Source organism: Nonomuraea sp. NPDC048826 (genome assembly GCF_043198225.1).
Lineage (GTDB): Bacteria > Actinomycetota > Actinomycetes > Streptosporangiales > Streptosporangiaceae > Nonomuraea.
In genome coordinates this window covers 176726-196599 of record NZ_JBICUQ010000010.1, presented here as the reverse complement: position 1 = coordinate 196599, position 19874 = coordinate 176726, and the positions used below count along the sequence as shown (strand labels likewise).

Below are 19874 nucleotides of genomic sequence, written 5' to 3'. Positions count from 1 at the left end.
ACACCTCCAGTCTGCCACCCGAAGGTCGTGCTCCGCCCGCCGGCTCAGTGGCAGGCGGCGGACGTCTCCTCGGCGTGGATGCCGGCGAACAGGTCGTCCTCCGGCAGCTCGGTGTCGACCAGCGAGCGGGCCAGGTGGTAGTCCTCCGTCGGCCAGATCTCCTCCTGCAGCTCGCGCGGGCAGACGAACCACCAGCCGTCGGGGTCGACCTGGGTGGCGTGCGCCATGAGGGCCTCGTCGCGGATCTGGAAGTAGTCGCCGCACGGCACCCGGGTGGTGACCTCCCACTTGGCGGGCCGGTCCTCCCAGCGGGAGATCCAATCGGCGTAGGGCGAGCCCATGTCACGCGCCTGCATGGCCTCGTGCAGCGCCTCGAACCTGGCCCGGTGGAAACCCATGTGGTAGTAGAGCTTCAGCGGCTGCCACGGGTCGCCGGTGCCGGGATAGCGGTCGGGGTCGCCGGCGGCCTCGAACGCCTCCACCGACACCCTGTTCGTCATGATGTGGTCGGGGTGCGGGTAGCCGCCGTCGTCGTCGTACGTGAGGATCACATGCGGCCTGAACTCGCGTACGGCCGCCACCAGCGGCGCCGACGCCACTTCGAGCTTCTGCAGGCCGAAGCAGCCCTCGGGCAGCTGCTCCTCCTCGCTCTCCGGCAACCCCGAGTCGATGAAGCCCAGGAAACGCTGGCTCACCCCGAGGATCTCCCGCGCCCGGTCCATCTCGGCCTTGCGCACCTCGGCGATGTTGGCCACGATCTCGGGTCGTTCCATCTTGGGGTTCAGGACCGAGCCGCGCTCACCTCCCGTGAGGGTACAAACCAGCACATCAACGCCTTCACGGACATAGCGCGCCATCGTCGCGGCACCCTTGCTCGACTCGTCGTCGGGGTGGGCATGGACGGCCATCAACCTCAGTGGTGCACTCACGGCTCGACGTCTCCTCAAGGACAGGGACCGATCAGTCGCCCACAGAGGTTAGTTTCTGCTGGGCGGTCGCGAGGGCATGACCCCCGCGGGCGACAATTGTCTCGGATAACGCCGAGGGAGTGCAGGGAGATTCCACCATGGCCACCAGAGATGTCGGGAACGGGCCCGTTCTCGGCACACCCGACGACTTCCCGGACCGTCCAGAGCGCGGCGGCCGGCTCGTCGTGCACGTCGTCATCGGCGTGCTCGTGGCCATCGTCGCAGGCGGCTGGGGCTACGTCATGTGGTCGATGAACGGCAGCGCCAACGGCGCGGTCCCGCAAGTGGTGTCGTTCTCCGTGCGCGGCCCGTCGGAGGCCGAGATCACCTTCACGGTGAGCAAGCCCGACGACCGCGAGGCGGTGTGCCGGGTGCGCGCGATGGACGTCCATCACGTGGAAGTGGGCAGCAAGGAAGTAAGAATTCCGCGAGGTGAGGGTACAAGGCAGGTCAAGGAACGCCTGGGCACCAGCGCCGAGGCGACTTCCGTCCACATCCAGTACTGCAATCTCGTATAGTGAGACATTTGGGGAAGCGTTCGTGCGGCGGGCTTGTTACCCTTTCGCAATTCAACCGTACGTAACCTTCAGTGATCTCAGGGCCCCCTAGCAAGCAAGGAGAACCCGTGGCCGACTCTCGCGATGAGAACGTCACATGGCTGACGCAGGAGGCGTACGACCGCCTGAAGGCCGAGTACGAATATCTCTCGGGGCCCGGGCGTGTCGATATCGCCAAGAAGATCGAGGCCGCCCGTGAAGAGGGCGACCTCCGTGAGAACGGCGGCTACCACGCCGCCAAGGACGAGCAGGGCAAGATGGAGGCGCGGATCTTCCATCTGCGCCAGATCATCGACAACGCCCGCGTGGGCAAGGCCCCCGCGGCCGACGGCGTGGTCGAGCCCGGCATGACCGTGACCATCCGGTTCGTCGGCGACGACGACGAGGTCACCTTCCTGCTCGCCTCCCGCGAGGAGAGCGGCGCGCCGATCGACGTCTACTCGCCCAAGTCACCGCTCGGCGCCGCCATCAACGGCAAGAAGATCGGCGACAAGGCGACCTACAGCATGCCGAACGGCCGCCAGAACACCGTCGAGATCCTCGAGGCCGTGCCCTACATCGGCAACTGATGCTCCCCGAACGGCACCGCCGGGCCCCCCAAGGTCCGGCGGAACTCATGCGCGGTGGTTCCGGCATCCGCCAGGACCTCGGCTTCCTGCTGAGGTCCGGCAAGCGCCGTGACCACCGTCGCCTGATCCCGTTCATCGTGGTGACCCTGGTCGCCGTGCTCACGGCCGACGTGCTGCTGCTCGCCGAGCCGCCGGAGGCCCCGGGGCCGGCCGCCGCCGAGCCCGTGCGGGCGCGGCACACGCCTCGGCAGAGCCTGATGGCCGACGCCAAGACCGTGCGGCCGGTGGCGCCGGTGGGCAGGCTCCACAAGCCGCACGTGTTCGTCGTGACCCGCAAGCCCTTCACCCAGGCGCAGTTACGGAAGATCGCCCGCCTGCGCGGGGTGCGCGCGCTGGAACTGGCCGACGCGGCCAGCGTCAGGCTCGACGGCAAGCGGGTGCAGACCCTGGCGGTCGAGCCGTCCACCTTCCGCGCCTACACCCCCAAGGTGACCGCGACCTCCGACCCGCTGTGGAACAACGTGGCCGCGGGCGACGTCGCGGTCTCGTTCGTGCTCGGCAACGACGGCGGGCTCTCCCTGCACCGCAAGATCAACGGCCCGGCCGGCCCGCTGCGCATCGGCGCGTACGCCACCACCGGCTTCGGCGCCGTGGACGCGGTCGTGTCCAAGGAGACCGGCCGCGAGCTGGGGCTCCCCCGCGACAACGCGCTCATCATCAGCGCGCCCAAGACCGACTCCGCCACGCTCCGCGACAAGGTGCTCAAGCTCCTGCCCAAGGGCACGCAGGCGGCCCTGGTCAACCCGGTGCGGCCGCAGGCGCAGGTCCAGGCCCGCGACTGGCCGTCCGGCGCGTTCATGACCGGCGAGCAGCTCACCGTGGCCCTGCGGGCCGCCGCCTCCAAGCTCGGCAGGCCGTACGTGTGGGGCGCCGAAGGGCCTGACAGCTTCGACTGCTCCGGGCTCGTCCAGTGGGCCTTCGGCCGCGCCGGGGTCAGGATGCCCCGGGTGACCCATCAGCAGTGGGTCACCGGCCCCCAGGTGCCGCTCTCCCAGGCGCACCCCGGCGACCTGCTGTTCTGGCGGCACGACCCGACCAACCCCGGCTACATCTCGCACGTGGCGATCTACTGGGGCGACGGCAAGATGCTGCACGCCCCGCGCACCGGCGACGTGGTGAAGATCGTCCCGGTGAGCACCCGCAACCTCGCCGGCGTGGTCCGCGTGAGCCCGCAGGCCGCGGCCCAGGTGCGCTGACATCCCCCGTACCCGATCAACCGCCGCTCCGAAAGGTAAGGTGGCCGGTGGGACTACAGGGGGTGGTGCGGGTGAACCGGCTCGTCGGAGAGTCCTCTCCCTATTTGCTCCAGCACGCCGGCAATCCGGTCGACTGGTGGCCCTGGGGAGAGGAGGCGATGCGCGAGGCGGCGCGGCGCGACGTGCCCCTGCTGATCTCCATCGGCTACTCGTCCTGCCACTGGTGTCACGTCATGGCTCACGAGAGCTTCGAGGACCCCGAGACCGCCGGCCTGATGAACGAGCACTTCGTCAACGTCAAGGTCGACCGCGAGGAGCGGCCCGACGTGGACGCGGTCTACATGAGCGCGACCCAGGCCATGACCCAGCAGGGCGGCTGGCCGATGACCGTCTTCGCCACCCCCGACGGCCATCCCTTCTACTGCGGCACCTACTTCCCGCGCGCCCAGTTCCAGCGGCTGCTGACCGGGCTGCGCAACGCCTGGACCCACGACCGCGACAACGTGCTGAAGCAGGGCGCGAAGGTGGTGGAGGTGCTCAACTCCGGCGCCGCCCTGCCCAGCGGCCCGCAGCCCACGGCCGAGACCCTCGACCAGGCCGTGGCCAACCTGCGCGAGTCGTTCGACCCGGTGCGCGGCGGGTTCGGCGGCGCGCCGAAGTTCCCGCCGTCGATGGTGCTGGAGTTCCTGCTGCGCTCCGGTGAGCGGGAGATGTCCGGTCAGACGCTCGCGGCGATGGCCCGCGGCGGCATCTACGACCAGCTCGGCGGCGGGTTCGCCCGCTACAGCGTCGACGCCGGCTGGGTGGTGCCGCACTTCGAGAAGATGCTCTACGACAACGCGCTGCTGCTGCGGGTCTACACCCACTGGTGGACCGCCACGGGCGAGCCCCTGGCCCGCCGGGTGGCCCTGGAGACCGCCGACTGGCTGCTGCGCGAGCTGCGCACGCCCGAGGGCGGCTTCGCCTCGGCGCTCGACGCCGACAGCGAGGGCGAGGAGGGCAGGTTCTACGTCTGGACCCCCGAGCAGCTGCGCGAGGCGCTCGGGCCCGACGACGGCGACTGGGCGGTGCGCGTCTTCGACGTGACCGGCACGTTCGAGCACGGCACGTCGGTGCTGCGGCTCCAGCACGACCCCGACGACCCCGAGCGGCTGGCGAGCGTGCGCGAGCGGCTGCTCGCCGCGCGCGAGCAGCGGGTACGCCCCGGGCGCGACGACAAGGTGGTGGCGAGCTGGACCGGCCTGGCGATCGCGGCCCTGGCCGAGACCGGCATGGTGTTCGACCGGCCCGACCTGGTGCGGGCGGCCACCGCCGCGGCGGTCCTGCTCGACGAGGTGCACGTCGAGGGCGACCGGCTGCTGCGCACCTCACGTGACGGCCGGGCCGGGCGCAACGCCGGCGTGCTGGAGGACTACGCCGACCTCGCCGAAGGGCTGATCGCCCTCTACGGGGTGACCGGCGAGCCGCGCTGGTTCCGGCTGGCCGGCACGCTGCTCGACACCGTGCTCGACCGGTTCGGCGACGGCACCGGCGGGTTCTACGACACCGCCGACGACGCCGAGCGGCTGTTCCAGCGCCCGCAGGACCCGACCGACAACGCCACGCCGTCCGGCCAGTACGCCGCGGCGGGGGCGTTGCTCTCGTACGCGGCGCTGACCGGTTCCACGCGTCACCGGGAGGCGGCGCACGCCGCGCTCGGCACCGTGTCGGTGCTGGCGGGCAAGCACGCCCGGTTCGCCGGGTGGGGGCTGGCGGTGGCCAGGGCGGCGCTGGACGGCCCCGTCGAGGTGGCCGTCGTGGGCCCGCCGGACGACCCGCGCACCCGTGCCCTGCACCGGGAGGCCTACCTGGCCGGCACGCCCGGCCTGGTGGTGGCCCTCGGGCCCGGCACGCCCGCCACGCTCGACCCGACGGCCGGGCAGCCCGGCGAGGTGCCGTTGCTGCAGGGCCGCGGCCTCGTCGGCGGCGCCCCGGCCGCCTACGTGTGCCAGGGGTTCACCTGCCGGATGCCGGTGACGACCGTCGAGGACCTGCGGGCACAGCTGAGCCGGTGACCGGTCAGCCGAACGGCGACGGGCGCACCCCGCTGTTGTCGTCGTCGGGGCCGGCCGTCGGTTCGGGCTCGGGCGCCTCGGTGGCGGGCGGGCCGCTCTCCTCCTCCGGCGTCTCCGGCTGATCGTTCTCGTCCGGCTCCAGGTCGGCGGGCGGCTCGTCGTCGGTCGACGGCGGCAGCGTCTCCTGCGGCGTGGGCTGCTGGTCCCACTGCTCCGGCTCCCGCGACGGCGGGTCTTCGCCCCAGTCGCGGCCCTGGTCGCGCGGCTGGTCGTAGCCGGTCCCGCCGTCCCGGCCCGACGGCTCGGGGAACTGCTCGACCGGCTCGTCCGCCAGGGCCTCGGTCATGAACGCGCGCCACACCTGGGCGGGCAGCTGCCCGCCGAACTGCACCCCGTAGCCGGGGATGCTGACGGTCTCGTTGTCGTCGCGGAACATGTTGACGGCGGTCGCGAGCTGCGGCGTGTACCCGTTGAACCACACGGCCGCGGAGTCGTCGGTGGTGCCCGTCTTGCCCGCCACGGGCCGGTTGTAGAGGCGGGCCGCGGTGCCGGTGCCGTACTGGACGACCTGGCGCATGGCGTGGACGGCGTCGGCGGCGGCGTCCTCGCCGATCGCCTGCGTGGCGGCGGGCTTGACGACGTCCTTCACCCCGTCGGCGTCCGTCACCGACTTGATCACGTGGGTCTCCATGTGGACGCCCGCGTTGGCGAAGGTCGCGAAGCCCGAGGCGTTCTGCACGGCGCTGACCGAGGCCACGCCGAGCGGGAAGGAGGCGGCGTCGACGTGCGGTTCGAGCTGCTCGGCCGGGATGCCCATGGCCTCGGCGGTGGCGGCCACCTTGCGCGGGCCGACCTTCTGGGCGAGATCCACGAACGCGGTGTTGACCGAGTTGCGGATGGCGGTCACCAGGTCGATCCGGCCGTAGGAACGGCCGCCGTCGTTGGGGATCGGGTGGTCGGGGTCGGCCGCCACGCGCATCGGCGAGTTGCCGTCGACCCGGGTGGACAGCCCGAGCCCGCTCTCCAGCGCCGCCGCCAGCGTGTAGGGCTTGAACGTGGACCCGGCCATGACCTTGGCCGAGAACGCGTTGTCGTACTGCGACTTGGCCGGGTTGCCGCCGTAGAAGGCGACCACCTCGCCCGTCGTCGGGTCCACGGCCGCCAGACCGGTCCGTACCTTCTTCGGCGTGGCCTCCGGCAGGGTGTCCTTGACCGCCCGCTCGGCCGCCTCCATGAGCTTCTTGTCGAAGGTGGTGACGATCTTCAGGCCGCCGCCGTTGACGTCCTCGTCGGTGTAGCCGCGCCGGTTGAGCTCGTCGGTGACCTGCTGGAGCATGTACTGAGCCTGGCCCTTGAGCTGGAACGGCTTCTTGGCCGCCTTGAGCTCGGGGAAGCGCTGCCCGGCCGCCTCCGCGGGGGTGAGCGCGCCGGTCTCGGTCATGGCCTTGACCACCGACTGCCAGCGGTGCTCGGCCGCGTCCAGGTCGGCGCCCTTGGGGTCGGCGAACCGGGACGGCTGCTGGATCACCGCGGCCAGGTAGGCGCCCTGGGCGACGGTGAGCTTCTCGACGTCCTTGCCGAAGTAGGCGCGGGCGGCCGCCTGCACGCCGTTGGCGCCGCGGCCGAAGTAGATCGTGTTGAGGTACTGCTCCAGCACCCAGTCCTTGGACTTGGACTGGTCGACCTTGATCGAGATCATGATCTCTTTGGCCTTGCGGACGACCGACCGCTCCTGGCTGAGCCCGCTGTAGTAGTTGCGGACGAGCTGCTGGGTGATGGTGGAGCCGCCCTGGAGCTGCTGCCCGGTGACGGTGGACCACAGGGCGCGGGCGGTGCCCTTGACCGAGACGCCGCTGTCTTCGTAGAAGGAGCGGTTCTCGGCGGCGATGACGGCGTCGCGCACGTGCCGGGGCACCTTGGCCAGCTCGACGTTGCGGCGGTCGATGCCCTGCCGCGCGATGACGGTCTTGCCGTCGCGGTAGTAGATGACCGATCCCTGGGCCGTCGCGTCCTTCTGGGTGCTGTCGGGGATGGGCGTCAGCGCCCACGCGATGCCGAACAGCGCCGCCAGCACCCCGAACCCCGCCGCTCCCCAGATCAGCAGGACACGCAGCACCCGCCGCTTTCGCATCGCCGCCCTCACCACCCCGTCACGCCTGGCCGACCCCCGTCATCTGGGCGAATGTCAAGGGTAAGCGCTCGATAACGGTGCCTCGTCCCTATGAGCGATGTTACGACTCACGGACCGCCCGGCGCGGGACATCGGCGACCAATGGCAACACTCGGTAGGGAACCGGAGTGTCCAGGGCGATGATCGAGGACGTCCTGAGCACGCCCTGGACCTCGACGATCCCGTCGATGACGCGCTGCAGATCGGCGTTCGTCCGCGCCACCACGCGGCACATGAGGTCGCTGCCGCCGGTGACGGTGTGCACCTCCAGCACCTCGGGGATGTGCGCCAGCCGGTCGGCCACCGGGTCGTGGCCGGAGACCTGCCGGATCTCCAGCAGCACGAAGGCGGTCACGTCGTAGCCGAGCGCCACGGTCGAGACGTCAGGGCCGAACCCGGTGATGACCCCTCTGGACATGAGCCGGTCCAGCCGCGCCTGGACGGTGCCCCTGGCGACGCCGAGCCGCCGCGAGCACTCCAGCACGCCGAGCCTCGGCTCCGCGGTCAGCAGCGCGATGAGCCGGGCGTCGAGGTGATCGATCGTCATGATGTACAGATTCCCCGTCGTACGCCCCGAAAGACTGTGCAGATTGTCCACCTATGAAAGCAACTCTTGCGCAACTCGTCCACCCATATCGAGAGTTGTCGTTATGAGTGATGTCTTTCCGGTGAACGGCATGCACGCCGTGGTGTTCGCGGTCGGGAACGCCAAGCAGTCCGCCCACTACTACGCGACGGCGTTCGGCATGAAGCTGACGGCCTACCGCGGCCCGGAGAACGGCAGCCGCGACGAGGCCGCCTACGTGCTCACCTCCGGTGGCGCCACCTTCGAGTTCCGGGCCTCCATCCGGCCCGGCACGTACCTGGCCAGGCACGTGGCCGAGCACGGCGACGGGGTGATCGACCTGGCGCTGGACGTGCCGGACGTGGAGGCCGCCTACCGGCACGCCGTCTCGCACGGCGCCCGCGGGCTGGCCGAGCCGCACGTCCTGGAGGACGAGCACGGCAAGGTGGTGGTCGCCGCCATCGCCACGTACGGGGAGACCCGCCACACACTGATCGACCGGTCCAACTACGCCGGCCCCTACCTGCCCGGCTACGCGCCCGCGCAGCCCCTGGTCGCCCCGCCCGCCACCAAGTCCGGACGCCTGTTCCAGGCCGTCGACCACTGTGTCGGCAACGTGGAACTCGGCAAGATGGACGAGTGGGTCGCATTCTACCGCGAGGTCATGGGCTTCACCAACATGGCCGAGTTCATCGGCGACGACATCGCCACCGAGTACTCGGCGCTGATGTCGAAGGTCGTGGCCGACGGGTCACGCAAGGTCAAGTTCCCGCTCAACGAGCCGGCCGTGAGCCGCAAGAAGTCGCAGATCGACGAGTATCTGGAGTTCTACGGCGGGCCCGGCGTCCAGCACGTCGCGCTGGCCACCAACGACATCCTCACCACGGTCGACCACATGCGGGCGGCCGGGGTCGAGTTCCTCGACACGCCTGACTCGTACTACGAAGACCCCGAGCTGCGCGCCCGCATCGGCACCGTGCGCGCGCCGATCGAGGAGCTGAAGAAGCGCAAGATCCTCGTCGACCGGGACGAGGACGGCTACCTGCTGCAGATCTTCACCAAGCCGGTGCAGGACCGGCCCACCGTCTTCTTCGAGCTGATCGAACGCCACGGCTCCCTGGGGTTCGGCAAGGGCAACTTCAAGGCCCTGTTCGAGGCCATCGAGCGCGAGCAGGAGCGCCGGGGTAACCTCTGAACCCCGCGGCGGCGGGCCGATCCGGGACTTCCGCCGAGCGGGTGGTGATCAGATACTGACGGAGCGTACGCTTCTGATCACGTATCGAAGGGGGCTATCCCGCTCATGGGGTCGATGACACGGCGGGCCGGCGCGCTGCTGGCCACGCTGGGTGTGCTGGGATGCGGGGCGACGGGCGAGCCGTCACAGGGGGCGACCGGGTCCGACACGGCCCCGACGCAGACCGCCGCGCCGGGCGTGGGGGCGCCCGGCATCGGCGACCCCGACTTCCCGCTCGACGGCAACGGCGGCTACGACGTCGCCCACTACGCGCTGCGGATCGGCTACGTGCCGGCCCGGCGGCAGCTCGACGGCGAGGCGACGATCCGGGCCACGGCGACCCAGCCGCTGTCGCGGTTCAACCTCGACCTGCACGGGTTCGAGATCGGCGCGGTGTCCGTCGACGGCGCGGCGGCCACGTTCACCCGCGAGGGCGACGAGCTGTCCGTGACGCCGGCCAGGCCGCTGGCCGACGGGGCCGAGTTCGCGGTGAGGATCGCCTACTCCGGCAAGCCGCAGCCCGTGCGCGGCTCCTCCAACCTCGGCACCTACGGGTTCATCCCGACCGCCGACGGGGCGTTCGTCACGTGCGAGCCCAACGGCGCCAAGACCTGGTTCCCCGCCAACGACCACCCGGCCGACAAGGCCACCTTCGACTTCGAGATCACCGTGCCGTCCGGGGTGACCGCGCTGGCCAACGGTGAGCTGGTGAGCCGGAAGCCCGCCGCCGACGGCGGCACCACGTTCACCTGGCGCGAGTCGCACCCCATGGTCACCTACCTCGCCACCGCCACCATGGGCCGGTTCACCCTGCGGGAAGGCAAGACCGCGGGCGGCATCCGCAACCTGGCGGCGGTCGACCCGCGCTTCTCCGACGCCCTCGGCGACCTCTACAAGCGCTCCGGCGAGATCACCGACCACTGGACGACGGTCTTCGGCCGCTACCCATTCTCGTCCACCGGCGGCGTGGTCGACGACTTCACCGCCGGCTACGCGCTGGAGAACCAGACCAAGCCCATGTACGGCGGCTTCGAGCCCGACCAGTCGATCATCGCGCACGAGCTGGCCCACCAGTGGTTCGGCAACAGCCTCAGCATCGAGCGCTGGGAAGACCTCTGGCTCAACGAGGGCTTCGCCACCTACGCCGAGTGGATGTGGTCCGAGCACAGCGGCGGCACCTCCGCCGAGGAGCGCTTCCAGTCGGCCTACTCCCGGCCCGCGAGCGACCCGATCTGGTCCTACCCTCCGGGCGATGCCCAGCCCGACGACCTGTTCAACGAGTCCGTCTACATCCGGGGCGGCATGGCGCTGCACGCCCTGCGCAAGGAGATCGGCGACGGCACGTTCTTCAAGCTGCTCAAGACCTGGGCCGCCGAGCACGAACACGGCACGGTGACCACGGAGCAGTTCACGGCGCTCGCCGAGCGGCTGTCCGGCAAGCAGCTCGACACGCTCTTCGACGTCTGGCTCTTCAAGACCGGCCGCCCGGCCGTCTGATCACCGGCGGTCAGCGCCAGCCGGCGGCCCGTGCGACGGCCTCCGCCACGTCGGTCACAGAGCGCTCGCCCGCGTCCACCACCACGTCCTCGACCCGGGCCTCGGCGAGGATGCGGTCGAGCGTGCCGGAGCGGTCGAGATGCCACCGCAGGCCGTCCTCGTCGCCCTCGTGGCGGTGCGCGAGCCTCCGGTGGACGACGGGGATCGGGACCCGCAGCCGGCAGACCGCGAGCTCGGCGCCGACGGCCTCCTGGTGCCGGCGGCGCTCCTCCCGGCTCTCGACCACCCCGGCCAGCACGAGCCTGCGGGCTCCGGCCTCCCGGTAGTGGCGGGCGACGGCACGCAGGTTGCGCAGGGTCAGGCCGAGCTGGAACGGGTCGTCCCGCGGGGCGGGCCAGGCCCGGCGGAGCCCGTCGAGGTCGATCACCGCGTGAGGGACTCCGGCGGCGGCGAGGAGGTCGCCGGTCGCCGCTGCGACCGAGGTCTTGCCCGACCCGACGGTGCCGGTGATCAACAGGGCTGCGGGCGGCTCGTGGGTCGGCATCCGATCAGGGTGGCAAACGGCGGGCCCGAGCGGCAATCGGGTAAGGATTGGAGACGATCAGTACGCGTCGGCGGCGAGGATCAGCGCGGCGGCGCCGATCAGGCCCGCCTCCTGGCCGAGCGAGGCGGGCGCCACCCGCAGGCGGCGGGCGAAGCCCATCCTGGCGTGCTCTCGCAGCGCCTCCTCCAGCGGGCCGAACAGCGGCTCCCCCGCCTGCGAGAGTCCGCCGCCGATGGTGACCAGCTCCAGGTCGCACAGGTGGGTGGCGGAGGCGATGGCGACGCCCAGCGCCCGGCCCGCGCGGCGCATGGCGGCCACGGCCACCTCGTCCCCGGCCCGCGCGTCCGCCGCCAGCATCCGCCCGGTGACGGCCCGCTCCTCGCGATACTCCCGCCCGCCGGAGAGAGCGGCCTCGGCCGGGGAGACACCCGCGGCGCCCCCGGAACCCCCGCCCGGCCCTTCCTCAGCCCCATCCGCCCCCGCAGGTGACCGGGGTGGCGTCCAGCCGTGGGTGAGGGCCCAGGTGGTGAGGGCGGGGCCGCGGGCGACCGCTTCCAGGCAGCCGTGGCCGCCGCAGCCGCACGCGGGCCCGCCGTCCGGCTCCACCACCACGTGCCCGATGTGGCCCGCGTTGCCGGTGCCGCCGTTGACCAGCCGGCCGCCGAGGATGAGCCCGCCGCCGACGCCGGTCGAGACGACCATGCCCAGCATGTCCGGCACACCCCGCCCGGCGCCGCGCCAGTGTTCGGCCACGGCCAGGCAGACGGCGTCGTTGTGGACCCGTACCGGAAGCCCCGGGAACCGGGCGGAGAGCCTGTCGCGCAACGGGAAGCCCCGCCAGCCGGGGATGTTGAGCGGTGAGACGACGCCAGCGGGCCACTCCATCGGCCCGCCGCACCCCACACCCACGCCTTCGACCCTGGCCGAGAGCGGGCCGATCAGGTCGCACAGCGCCTGCCAGAGCGTCTCGGCGTCCGCGTCCTGAGGCGTCGCGGCCCGCTCGGCCGCCACGATCGCGCCGTCAGGGGACACCCGGGCGGCGGCCAGTTTGGTGCCGCCGACGTCGATCGCCAGGATCACGCGTCGGCCGAGGAGAACACCAGCACCGAGGCGGTGAACCCGTGCACGTGGTTGTGCCCGCCCACCGGCCCCACCTCCCCGGCCGCGAAGAAGCCCGCCACGCCGATGGGCCCGAGCGTGTCGCGCAGCGCCAGCGGGTCGTGGTCGGCGGTGCCGAACATGGCCGACCCGCGCCCGTTGCAGGAGAACAGCAGCGCCCCGTCCACCCGGCCCAGCTCCTGCCGGTGCGCGTCGAGCATGTCGTACAGGTCCTCGTCGGCGGTGGCCGCGTCGCGCACCTGGAACCGCACCGTACGGCCGATCTCGACGATGTCGCCGATGGCCACGGCCTCGCGCTCCGGGTCGATGCCGATCACGCCGCGGATCAGGAAGTCGCCGCGTTCGTGCCGCTCGGCGTACTCGTCCATGGCGAGCCCGATCTGCAGGCCGGCGGCGACCAGCTCCCTGTCGTCCTCGTCCAGGTCGGTGACGATGTCCTCCAGCCGGGACAGCGCCGGCTGCCCGGCCAGTTCCAGCAGCAGGTTCTCCTCGGCGCGGGTGACGACCATGTTGGGCCCGATCGGCCGGCAGCCCTGGCTGACCACGGTGGTCACGTTGACGGATCCGCTGATCAGCACGCCGATGGCGCCCTCGGTGTAGACCTCGCCGTCGGCGAAGAGCCGCACGGAGCCCCGTCCCTGCACCCCGTTGGCCAGCCCGCCGACCAGCGGCAGGTCGCCCAGCACGTCCACGGAGCGCTCGACGAACGCGTCGGCCGGGAACGAGTACGGGTCGGCCAGGAGGATCGCCACGTGGTCGTCGGGGCTGCGTTCGGGCAGCCCGACCACCACGAACCGGTCCTCGGCCGTGAGCGTCTCCAGCGCGAACGTGGTCAGCTCGGCCCCCTCCAGGGTGGCCGCCCAGGCGCTCACGGAGGGGGTCAGCTCCACCCCGGTGTCGCCGCCGATCACGCCGGTGGCGCTGCAGCCGATCACGTGCGCCTCGGGCGCCATCCGCATCGCGCGCTCGCCGGCTCTGGTCACGTCGTCGGGATCGTCCCCGCAGATGAAGAAGCAGACCAGGTCGGCCTGCCCGCTGAGCCGTGACAGGGCCTGGTTCACGGCCCTCTCCGCGGCTCCCACCAGGTCGGAGTCCACGGCGAGGCCGTCGGCGAAGCGGCTTGTCATCACTGCCACGCGTCTCGCCTCCCTCTGCTGGTCCAAGTACCCTAGGCCCGATTCTCCCCACTAAAGGGGCAAGCACGCATACCAACTGTGACGGAATGGCTGAGATCCGATATCTCCGCCAGATGCGAAAGTCCCTGCCGCTTTCCGTCCGGGGGACGTAGTCTCGATCCCGTGCATCTGCCTCGTAATCTGCGCGAGCTGCGAGAGAACGGCCACGTTCATCGCACCGTCAAAGCCGAGGTCCGCGAAAACCTGCTGGCCAAGCTCCGGGCGGGCGAGCCCCGTTTCCCGGGCATCGTGGGCTTCGACGACACTGTCCTGCCCCACCTCGAACGGGCGTTGCTCGCCGGTCACGACCTGGTCCTGCTCGGTGAGCGCGGCCAGGGCAAGACCCGGCTGATCCGCACGGTCGTCAGCCTTCTCGACGAGTGGACCCCGGTCGTCGAGGGGTGCGAGATCAACGATCATCCGTACGCCCCGGTCTGCGGACGCTGCCAGGCCCTGGCCGACGAGCTCGGCGACGAACTGCCGGTCGCCTACAAGCACCGGGACGAGCGCTACGGCGAGAAGCTCGCCACCCCCGACACCTCCGTCGGCGACCTGATCGGCGACATCGACCCCATCAAGATCGCCGAAGGCCGCCGGCTCGGCGACCCGGAGACCGTCCACTACGGCCTGGTGCCGCGCACCAACCGCGGCGTGTTCTCCGTCAACGAGCTGCCCGACCTGGCCGAGCGCATCCAGGTGTCGCTGCTCAACGTGCTGGAGGAGCGCGACATCCAGGTGCGCGGCTACAATCTGCGGCTGCCGCTGGACGTCCTGCTCATCGCCAGCGCCAACCCTGAGGACTACACCAACCGGGGCCGGATCATCACCCCGCTGAAGGACCGCTTCGGCGCCGAGATCCGCACCCACTACCCGATGTCGGTCGAGGACGAGCTGACGCTCATCCGCCAGGAGTCCACCCCGGACATCGGGGCCGACGTCCCCGAGCACCTGATCGAGGCCATCGCCCGCTTCACCCGCCTGGTCCGCGAGTCCACCGCGGTAGACGCCCGCTCGGGCGTGTCGGCCCGGTTCTCGATCGCGGCCGCGGAGACCGCCGCCGCCTCCGCCGTGCGCCGCGCGGCGCTGGCCGGCGAGGAGCAGCCGGTGGCGCGGGTGTGCGACCTCGCCCCGGTCGTCCACAGCCTGCGCGGCAAGGTGGAGTTCGAGGTCAGCGAGGAGGGCAGGGAGACCGAGATCCTGGCCCACCTGCTGCGCCGGGCCGTCGCCGAGACGTTCAGGAGCCGTCTCGGGGGCATGGACCTGTCGCCGCTGACCGACAAGTTCGCCGAGGGCAACCAGGTGGAGTCGGGCGAGCTGGTCCCGGCCGGAGAGCTGCTGCGCCGCATCGGCCCGGTCCAGGGCCTGGCCAAGATCATGTCCCGGCTGGGCATGGGCGCCGGTGACGAGTCGCCCGGTCACGCCGCCGCCGCGCTGGAGTTCACGCTGGAGGGCCTCTACCTCATGCGCCGGTTGTCCAAGGACGACCTCGACGGCGTCACGGTCTACCGGACTTGACGCGAAGCGGGGCATCTCGGGTTAGCGTGGGTTCGTGATGGCCTATCGCTATGGCGAGTACCACGACGGCCCGGACCCCCTCGCCCCGCCGTACGACGTGCGGGCGGCGCTGGACGAGATGGGCGACGCCATCCTGTCCGGCTCGACCCCGGTGCACGCGCTGCGCGACCTGCTCAAGCGCGGCCTGCCCGGGGCCCGCGACCGCCGCGGGCTGGACGACATGCTGCGCGAGGTGCGGCGGCGCCGTCGCGAGCTGCGCGAGGGCGGCCGGCTCGACGGCACGCTGGAGCGGGCCAGGGCCCTGCTCGACAAGGCCATCGGCCAGGAGCGGGCGGAGCTGTTCCCCGATCCGGGCGACGAGGCCAGGGCGCGGGAGGCCGAGCTCGACTCGCTGCCGGACGACACGGCCAGCGCCATCCAGCAGCTGAGCTCGTACGAGTGGCGCTCGGCGGCGGCCCGGCAGACCTTCGAGCAGCTGCGCGACCTGCTGCGGCGCGAGGTGCTCGACAGCCAGTTCAGGGGGATGCGCGACGCGCTGGCCAACCCCGACCCGGCGGCGATGGAGCGGGTCCGCCGGATGATGACGGACCTGAACGACATGCTCGACAAGGACGCCAGGGGCGAGCACACCCAGGCGGACTTCGACGCCTTCATGGCCGAGTACGGCGACATGTTCCCGGAGAAGCCGCGCAACCTCGCCGAACTGGTCGACGTCCTGGCCCGGCGCGCCGCGGCCACCCAGCGCATGCTCGCCTCGATGACCCCGCGCCAGCGCGAGGAGCTCGGCAACCTGATCAACCAGACCCTCGACCAGGCCGGCCTGTCGGAGCAGATGCGCCGGCTCGGCGAGGCGCTCCAGGCCCGCCGCCCCGACCTGGCGTGGGACTCGACGGAGCGGATGACCGGCGACGAGCCGCTGGGCATGGGCGACGCCGTCACCGCCCTGGAGGAGCTGGCCGACCTGAGCCGGCTGGAGTCGGCGCTGCGCCAGGACTATCCCGGCGCGCGGCTGGACGACATCGACGAGGCCGCGATCCGCCGGGCTCTGGGCCGTTCGGCGGTCGACGACCTGGAGGCGCTCAAGCGCATCGAGCGCGAGCTGGAGGAGCAGGGCTACCTGCTGCGCCGCCGCGGCAAGCTGGAGCTGACGCCCAAGGCGGTGCGGCGGCTCGGCGAGACGGCGCTGCGCCGGGTGTTCGCCTCGCTGGACGCCGGTCGGCGGGGTGACCACGACCAGAACGACGCCGGGTCGGCCGGCGAGCTGACCGGTTCGTCACGGCCCTGGCGGTTCGGCGACGAGCAGCCGATCGACGTGGTGCGCACCCTGGTCAACGGCGTGCGCGCGGGCGGCCTGCGTACCGTCGACGGCAGCCCGTCGGTCCGGCTGTCGGTGGACGACTTCGAGGTGGCCGAGACCGAGCGGCGCACCGCCGCGGCCGTCTGCCTGCTGGTCGACCTGTCGTACTCGATGGCCCTCCGCGGCACCTGGGCCGCGGCGAAGCAGACCGCGCTCGCGCTGCAGGCGCTGGTGGCGTCCAAGTTCCCGCAGGACGCCGTGCAGATCATCGGGTTCTCCAACTACGCCAGGGTGCTGCAGCCTGACGAGCTGGCGGGCCTCGACTGGGACATGGTGCAGGGCACCAACCTGCACCACGCGCTGCTCATCGCGGGCCGCCACCTGGACCGCCATCCCGACTTCGAGCCGGTGGTGCTCGTGGTCACCGACGGCGAGCCGACGGCTCACCTGCTGCGCAACGGCCACTCCGCGTTCGAGTGGCCGCCGTCGCCGGAGACGCTGGAGCTGACCCTGGCCGAGGTCGACAAGATGACCCGCCGCCGGGCCACGATCAACGTGTTCATGCTGGCGGGCGACGACCGGCTCAAGGACTTCGTCGACGAGGTGGCCCGGCGCAACGGCGGGCGCGTCTTCTCGCCCAGCGCCGACCGGCTGGGCGAGTATGTCGTCAGCGACTTCCTGAGAGTGCGCCGGGCCCGCTGACGGCCTTGTAGTAGTCGAGCGCGACGTCGAAACCGTCGCGGCAGTTGCGGTGCGAGCGGTAGCACGGCCGCCAGGCGGTGCTGGAGCCGACGCCCGCGCGGGCGTCGCGCAGCGCCGCGGGCACCCGCTCCGGGCGGGGCAGCAGCCCGCCGCCGAGATAGCGCACCCCGGTCAGCTCGGTGTGGTGACCGGCCTCGCCGGAGACGAAGCGGCCCAGCCGCCACCCGCTCTCCTCGTCCCATACCAGCGCGGAGCCGTCAGCGAGACGGATCGTGACCTCGCGCGGCTCGCACGGGCCTTCCCACCATCCTTCGGCCTCGGCTCCGAGCTCGTCGACGACCCGGCTCACGTAGCACCCCGGCTGGTGAAGCCACTCGTCCGAATACGGCTCGACATGCCTGATGGCCACGGACGGCACCCCCTTGTGCCCTGACAGTAAGGAAAAAGCAGCGGTGAACAACCCTACCCTCGACGAACGGATGCCACGGCCCGCACGTCTAGTCATTACGGGCGATTTTCTCGCCGTTTACGGGGAAGGAGGGGGATCTTATGTTCGCCATGATTATTTTGATCGTGCTGATGATCGTCGCAGTCGCCGCGACAGAGTTGATCATGCGCTGCTCCCCCGAGGGCAAAGAGAGTGTCGAGTCACCCGTCGAGATCGTCGGGGACTAGTCTCTCCCGCATGTCGACCCTGTTTCTTCTGCTGCACATCGGCTTCGCGATCTTCGCGCTCGGTCCGCTGACCGCCGCCATGATGGCCGCGCCCCGCGCCATCAGGGGCAAGAACGTCCCCGTGCTGCGCAACATCCAGCGCACGACCCGGATCTACGGCTTCGCGTCGCTGGGCGTGTTCGTGTTCGGCCTGATCCTGGGCATCGTCCTCGGCGGCGGCCTGCTCGGTCAGTGGTACATGTCCGCGTCGATGACGTTGTTCCTCGTCGGCATCGTGCTGCTGTTCATCATCGAGCGCGACCTGCGCGCCGCCGTCAAGGCCCTCGAGAGCGAGGACACCGGCGACGACGCGCAGGTGCAGAACGGCCGGATCGCCGCGATCAGCGGTGTGCTGGCGCTGATCTGGCTGGTGATCCTCGTGCTGATGGTCGTCTTCTGACGGTCAGCCGAGCGCCTTGGTGAGGTCGGCGAGCAGGTCGTCGACCGTCTCGATGCCCACCGACAGGCGCACCAGGTCGTCCGGCACCTCCAGCGGCGAACCTGCCGCCGAGGCGTGCGTCATCCGGCCCGGGTGCTCGATGAGCGACTCGACGCCGCCGAGCGACTCGCCCAGCGTGAACAGCTCGGTGCGGCCGCACACGGCGACGGCCTCGTCGACGCCGCCGGCCACCCTGAACGACACCATGCCGCCGAAACGCCGCATCTGCTTGGCGGCGGTCTCGTGGCCGGGGTGGTCGGGGAGCCCGGGGTAGAGCACCTCGGTCACCCGCGGGTGCGCCAGCAGCAGGTCGACGACCCGTTCGGCGTTTTCGCAGTGGCGGTCCATGCGCACGCCGAGCGTCTTGAGCCCGCGCAGCGTCAGCCACGCGTCGAACGGCCCGGCCACCGCGCCCATCGCGTTCTGGTGGTAGGTCAGCTCCTCGCCCAGCCCCCGGTCGGCGGTCACCAGCGCGCCGCCCACCACGTCGGAGTGGCCGCCGATGTACTTGGTCGTGGAGTGCACGACCACGTCGGCGCCGAGCGCGATCGGCTGCTGGAGGTACGGCGAGGCGAAGGTGTTGTCGACGACCAGCAGCGCCTCGTTGTCGTGGGCGAGCTGGGCCAGCGCCGCGATGTCGTTGACGCCGAGCAGCGGGTTGGTCGGCGTCTCCACCCAGACGATCTTCGTCTTCTGGGTCATCGCCGCGGCCACCGCGTCCAGGTCGCCCAGCGGCACCGGGTCGAAGTGCAGGTCCCAGCGCTCGTAGACCTTCGCGAACAGCCGGTAGGTGCCGCCGTACGCGTCGTTCGGGATGATCACGTGGTCCTGCGGTTTGCACACCGCGCGGAGCAGCGCGTCCTCGGCGGCCAGGCCGGAGGCGAACGCGAGCCCGCGCACCCCGCCCTCCACCGCGGCCAGCGCCTCCTCCAGCGCGGTCCTGGTCGGGTTGGCCGACCGGCTGTATTCGTAGCCGCCGCGCAGGCCGCCCACGCCGTCCTGCTTGTAAGTGGACGTGGCGTAGATAGGCGGCACCACCGCGCCGGTCACGGGATCCGGATCCTGACCAGCGTGGATCGCCAGCGTTTCGAAACCGTTGCTCATACCGCCACGGTAACGGACCCGGCCCGCGATCCGGTCCCCTGCCGATCGCGGGCCGGGTCCCGCGCCGTTCCCCGACGGCGCGCTGGACGCTCGCGGCCCCTGCGAGGCGCGAGGTCCGGTCCTCAGGCCGCCGTGTGCTCCCGCACGCCGCTCTCGCGGCGCGGCAGCGGCACGACGCGGTCCTGGTCGAGGTAGCGGCCGCTCGCGCCCTGCGCGTGCTCGCCGTTGACGCGGGAGAGCAGCACGGGGTCGGTCAGCGCCAGCAGCACCCCCACGAGCAGCCCCACGCCCAGCATCACGAATCCGATCATCATCATGTGTCGCCCCCTTCCGTGGCATGTCCAGAATCGGGCCACGAGGGCCGGCGGCGCTTCGGCTGAACTGCCGGTCCCCGC

19 protein-coding genes are annotated in these 19874 nt (G+C 71.4%); 10 read left to right on the top strand and 9 right to left on the bottom strand.

The window, feature by feature from the left end; genetic code table 11:
• Positions 1 to 44: 44 nt before the first annotated feature.
• Positions 45 to 929: a mycothiol conjugate amidase Mca gene (gene mca, locus ACGFI7_RS33695; protein ID WP_393411807.1), complete on the bottom strand. Its 885-nt coding sequence runs from the start codon at positions 927 to 929 to the stop codon at positions 45 to 47.
• Between the two features lie 137 nt (positions 930 to 1066).
• Between mca and ACGFI7_RS33690 the strand changes: the two genes are divergently transcribed.
• From ACGFI7_RS33690 to ACGFI7_RS33675, 4 genes are all read left to right on the top strand, one after another.
• Positions 1067 to 1486 (top strand): DUF4307 domain-containing protein, encoded by a 420-nt coding sequence (locus tag ACGFI7_RS33690; RefSeq protein ID WP_393411805.1) that lies wholly within the window; start codon positions 1067 to 1069, stop codon positions 1484 to 1486.
• A 107-nt stretch (positions 1487 to 1593) separates the two neighbouring features.
• Entirely contained in the window at positions 1594 to 2094 is a 501-nt protein-coding gene (gene greA, locus ACGFI7_RS33685; RefSeq protein WP_393411803.1) for a transcription elongation factor GreA, read from the top strand.
• A gap of 47 nt (positions 2095 to 2141) precedes the next feature.
• Complete coding sequence (locus ACGFI7_RS33680; protein ID WP_393411801.1) at positions 2142 to 3350, top strand: C40 family peptidase; 1209 nt, start codon at positions 2142 to 2144, stop codon at positions 3348 to 3350.
• 71 nt (positions 3351 to 3421) lie between these two features.
• Entirely contained in the window at positions 3422 to 5404 is a 1983-nt protein-coding gene (locus ACGFI7_RS33675; protein ID WP_393412169.1) for a thioredoxin domain-containing protein, read from the top strand.
• A 4-nt stretch (positions 5405 to 5408) separates the two neighbouring features.
• Here the strand turns inward: ACGFI7_RS33675 and ACGFI7_RS33670 are convergent, their stop codons facing one another.
• Positions 5409 to 7535, bottom strand: coding sequence for a transglycosylase domain-containing protein (locus tag ACGFI7_RS33670; protein WP_393411799.1), 2127 nt, complete (start codon positions 7533 to 7535; stop codon positions 5409 to 5411).
• A gap of 100 nt (positions 7536 to 7635) precedes the next feature.
• Entirely contained in the window at positions 7636 to 8121 is a 486-nt protein-coding gene (locus ACGFI7_RS33665) for an Lrp/AsnC family transcriptional regulator (RefSeq protein WP_393411797.1), read from the bottom strand.
• A gap of 103 nt (positions 8122 to 8224) precedes the next feature.
• Here ACGFI7_RS33665 and hppD point away from each other — a divergent pair, with 103 nt between their 5' ends.
• On the top strand, positions 8225 to 9334 hold the full coding sequence (gene hppD, locus ACGFI7_RS33660; protein WP_393411795.1) for a 4-hydroxyphenylpyruvate dioxygenase: 1110 nt from the start codon (positions 8225 to 8227) through the stop codon (positions 9332 to 9334).
• Positions 9335 to 9448: 114 nt separating this feature from the next.
• Positions 9449 to 10870: a M1 family metallopeptidase gene (locus ACGFI7_RS33655; protein WP_393411793.1), complete on the top strand. Its 1422-nt coding sequence runs from the start codon at positions 9449 to 9451 to the stop codon at positions 10868 to 10870.
• A gap of 10 nt (positions 10871 to 10880) precedes the next feature.
• Here the strand turns inward: ACGFI7_RS33655 and ACGFI7_RS33650 are convergent, their stop codons facing one another.
• From ACGFI7_RS33650 to ACGFI7_RS33640, 3 genes are read right to left on the bottom strand one after another with little or no spacing between them, the layout of a single operon-like run.
• Positions 10881 to 11414, bottom strand: coding sequence for an adenylyl-sulfate kinase (locus ACGFI7_RS33650; RefSeq protein WP_393411791.1), 534 nt, complete (start codon positions 11412 to 11414; stop codon positions 10881 to 10883).
• Positions 11415 to 11471: 57 nt separating this feature from the next.
• Positions 11472 to 12494: an ROK family protein gene (locus ACGFI7_RS33645; RefSeq protein WP_393411789.1), complete on the bottom strand. Its 1023-nt coding sequence runs from the start codon at positions 12492 to 12494 to the stop codon at positions 11472 to 11474.
• Positions 12491 to 13660 (bottom strand): FIST N-terminal domain-containing protein, encoded by a 1170-nt coding sequence (locus tag ACGFI7_RS33640; RefSeq protein WP_393412167.1) that lies wholly within the window; start codon positions 13658 to 13660, stop codon positions 12491 to 12493. Before ACGFI7_RS33640 ends, ACGFI7_RS33645 begins: the two co-directional genes overlap by 4 nt.
• Before the next feature lie 171 nt (positions 13661 to 13831).
• Here ACGFI7_RS33640 and ACGFI7_RS33635 point away from each other — a divergent pair, with 171 nt between their 5' ends.
• The gene (locus ACGFI7_RS33635) at positions 13832 to 15223 is read left to right on the top strand and encodes a sigma 54-interacting transcriptional regulator (RefSeq protein ID WP_393411787.1); all 1392 of its coding nucleotides are present in this window, start codon (positions 13832 to 13834) and stop codon (positions 15221 to 15223) included.
• A 37-nt stretch (positions 15224 to 15260) separates the two neighbouring features.
• Positions 15261 to 17222 carry a VWA domain-containing protein gene (locus ACGFI7_RS33630; RefSeq protein ID WP_393411785.1) on the top strand — a complete coding sequence of 654 codons (1962 nt, stop codon included), beginning with the start codon at positions 15261 to 15263 and terminating at the stop codon, positions 17220 to 17222.
• Here ACGFI7_RS33630 and ACGFI7_RS33625 read toward each other — a convergent pair.
• Positions 17188 to 17631, bottom strand: a complete 444-nt coding sequence (locus tag ACGFI7_RS33625) for a DUF6292 family protein (protein ID WP_393411783.1) — start codon at positions 17629 to 17631, stop codon at positions 17188 to 17190. The genes ACGFI7_RS33630 and ACGFI7_RS33625 overlap by 35 nt on opposite strands.
• 140 nt (positions 17632 to 17771) lie before the next feature.
• Between ACGFI7_RS33625 and ACGFI7_RS33620 the strand changes: the two genes are divergently transcribed.
• A complete protein-coding gene (locus ACGFI7_RS33620) occupies positions 17772 to 17897 on the top strand; it encodes a hypothetical protein (protein ID WP_393411781.1) in 126 nt (41 codons plus the stop codon).
• A gap of 10 nt (positions 17898 to 17907) precedes the next feature.
• On the top strand, positions 17908 to 18336 hold the full coding sequence (locus ACGFI7_RS33615; protein ID WP_393411779.1) for a hypothetical protein: 429 nt from the start codon (positions 17908 to 17910) through the stop codon (positions 18334 to 18336).
• A gap of 3 nt (positions 18337 to 18339) precedes the next feature.
• On the opposite strand, the gene ACGFI7_RS33610 is transcribed toward ACGFI7_RS33615, so the two are convergent.
• Together ACGFI7_RS33610 and ACGFI7_RS33605 are read right to left on the bottom strand one after the other, a co-directional pair.
• Positions 18340 to 19479, bottom strand: coding sequence for a cystathionine gamma-synthase (locus tag ACGFI7_RS33610; RefSeq protein WP_393411777.1), 1140 nt, complete (start codon positions 19477 to 19479; stop codon positions 18340 to 18342).
• Between the two features lie 122 nt (positions 19480 to 19601).
• A complete protein-coding gene (locus ACGFI7_RS33605; RefSeq protein WP_393411775.1) occupies positions 19602 to 19796 on the bottom strand; it encodes a hypothetical protein in 195 nt (64 codons plus the stop codon).
• Positions 19797 to 19874: the final 78 nt, after the last annotated feature.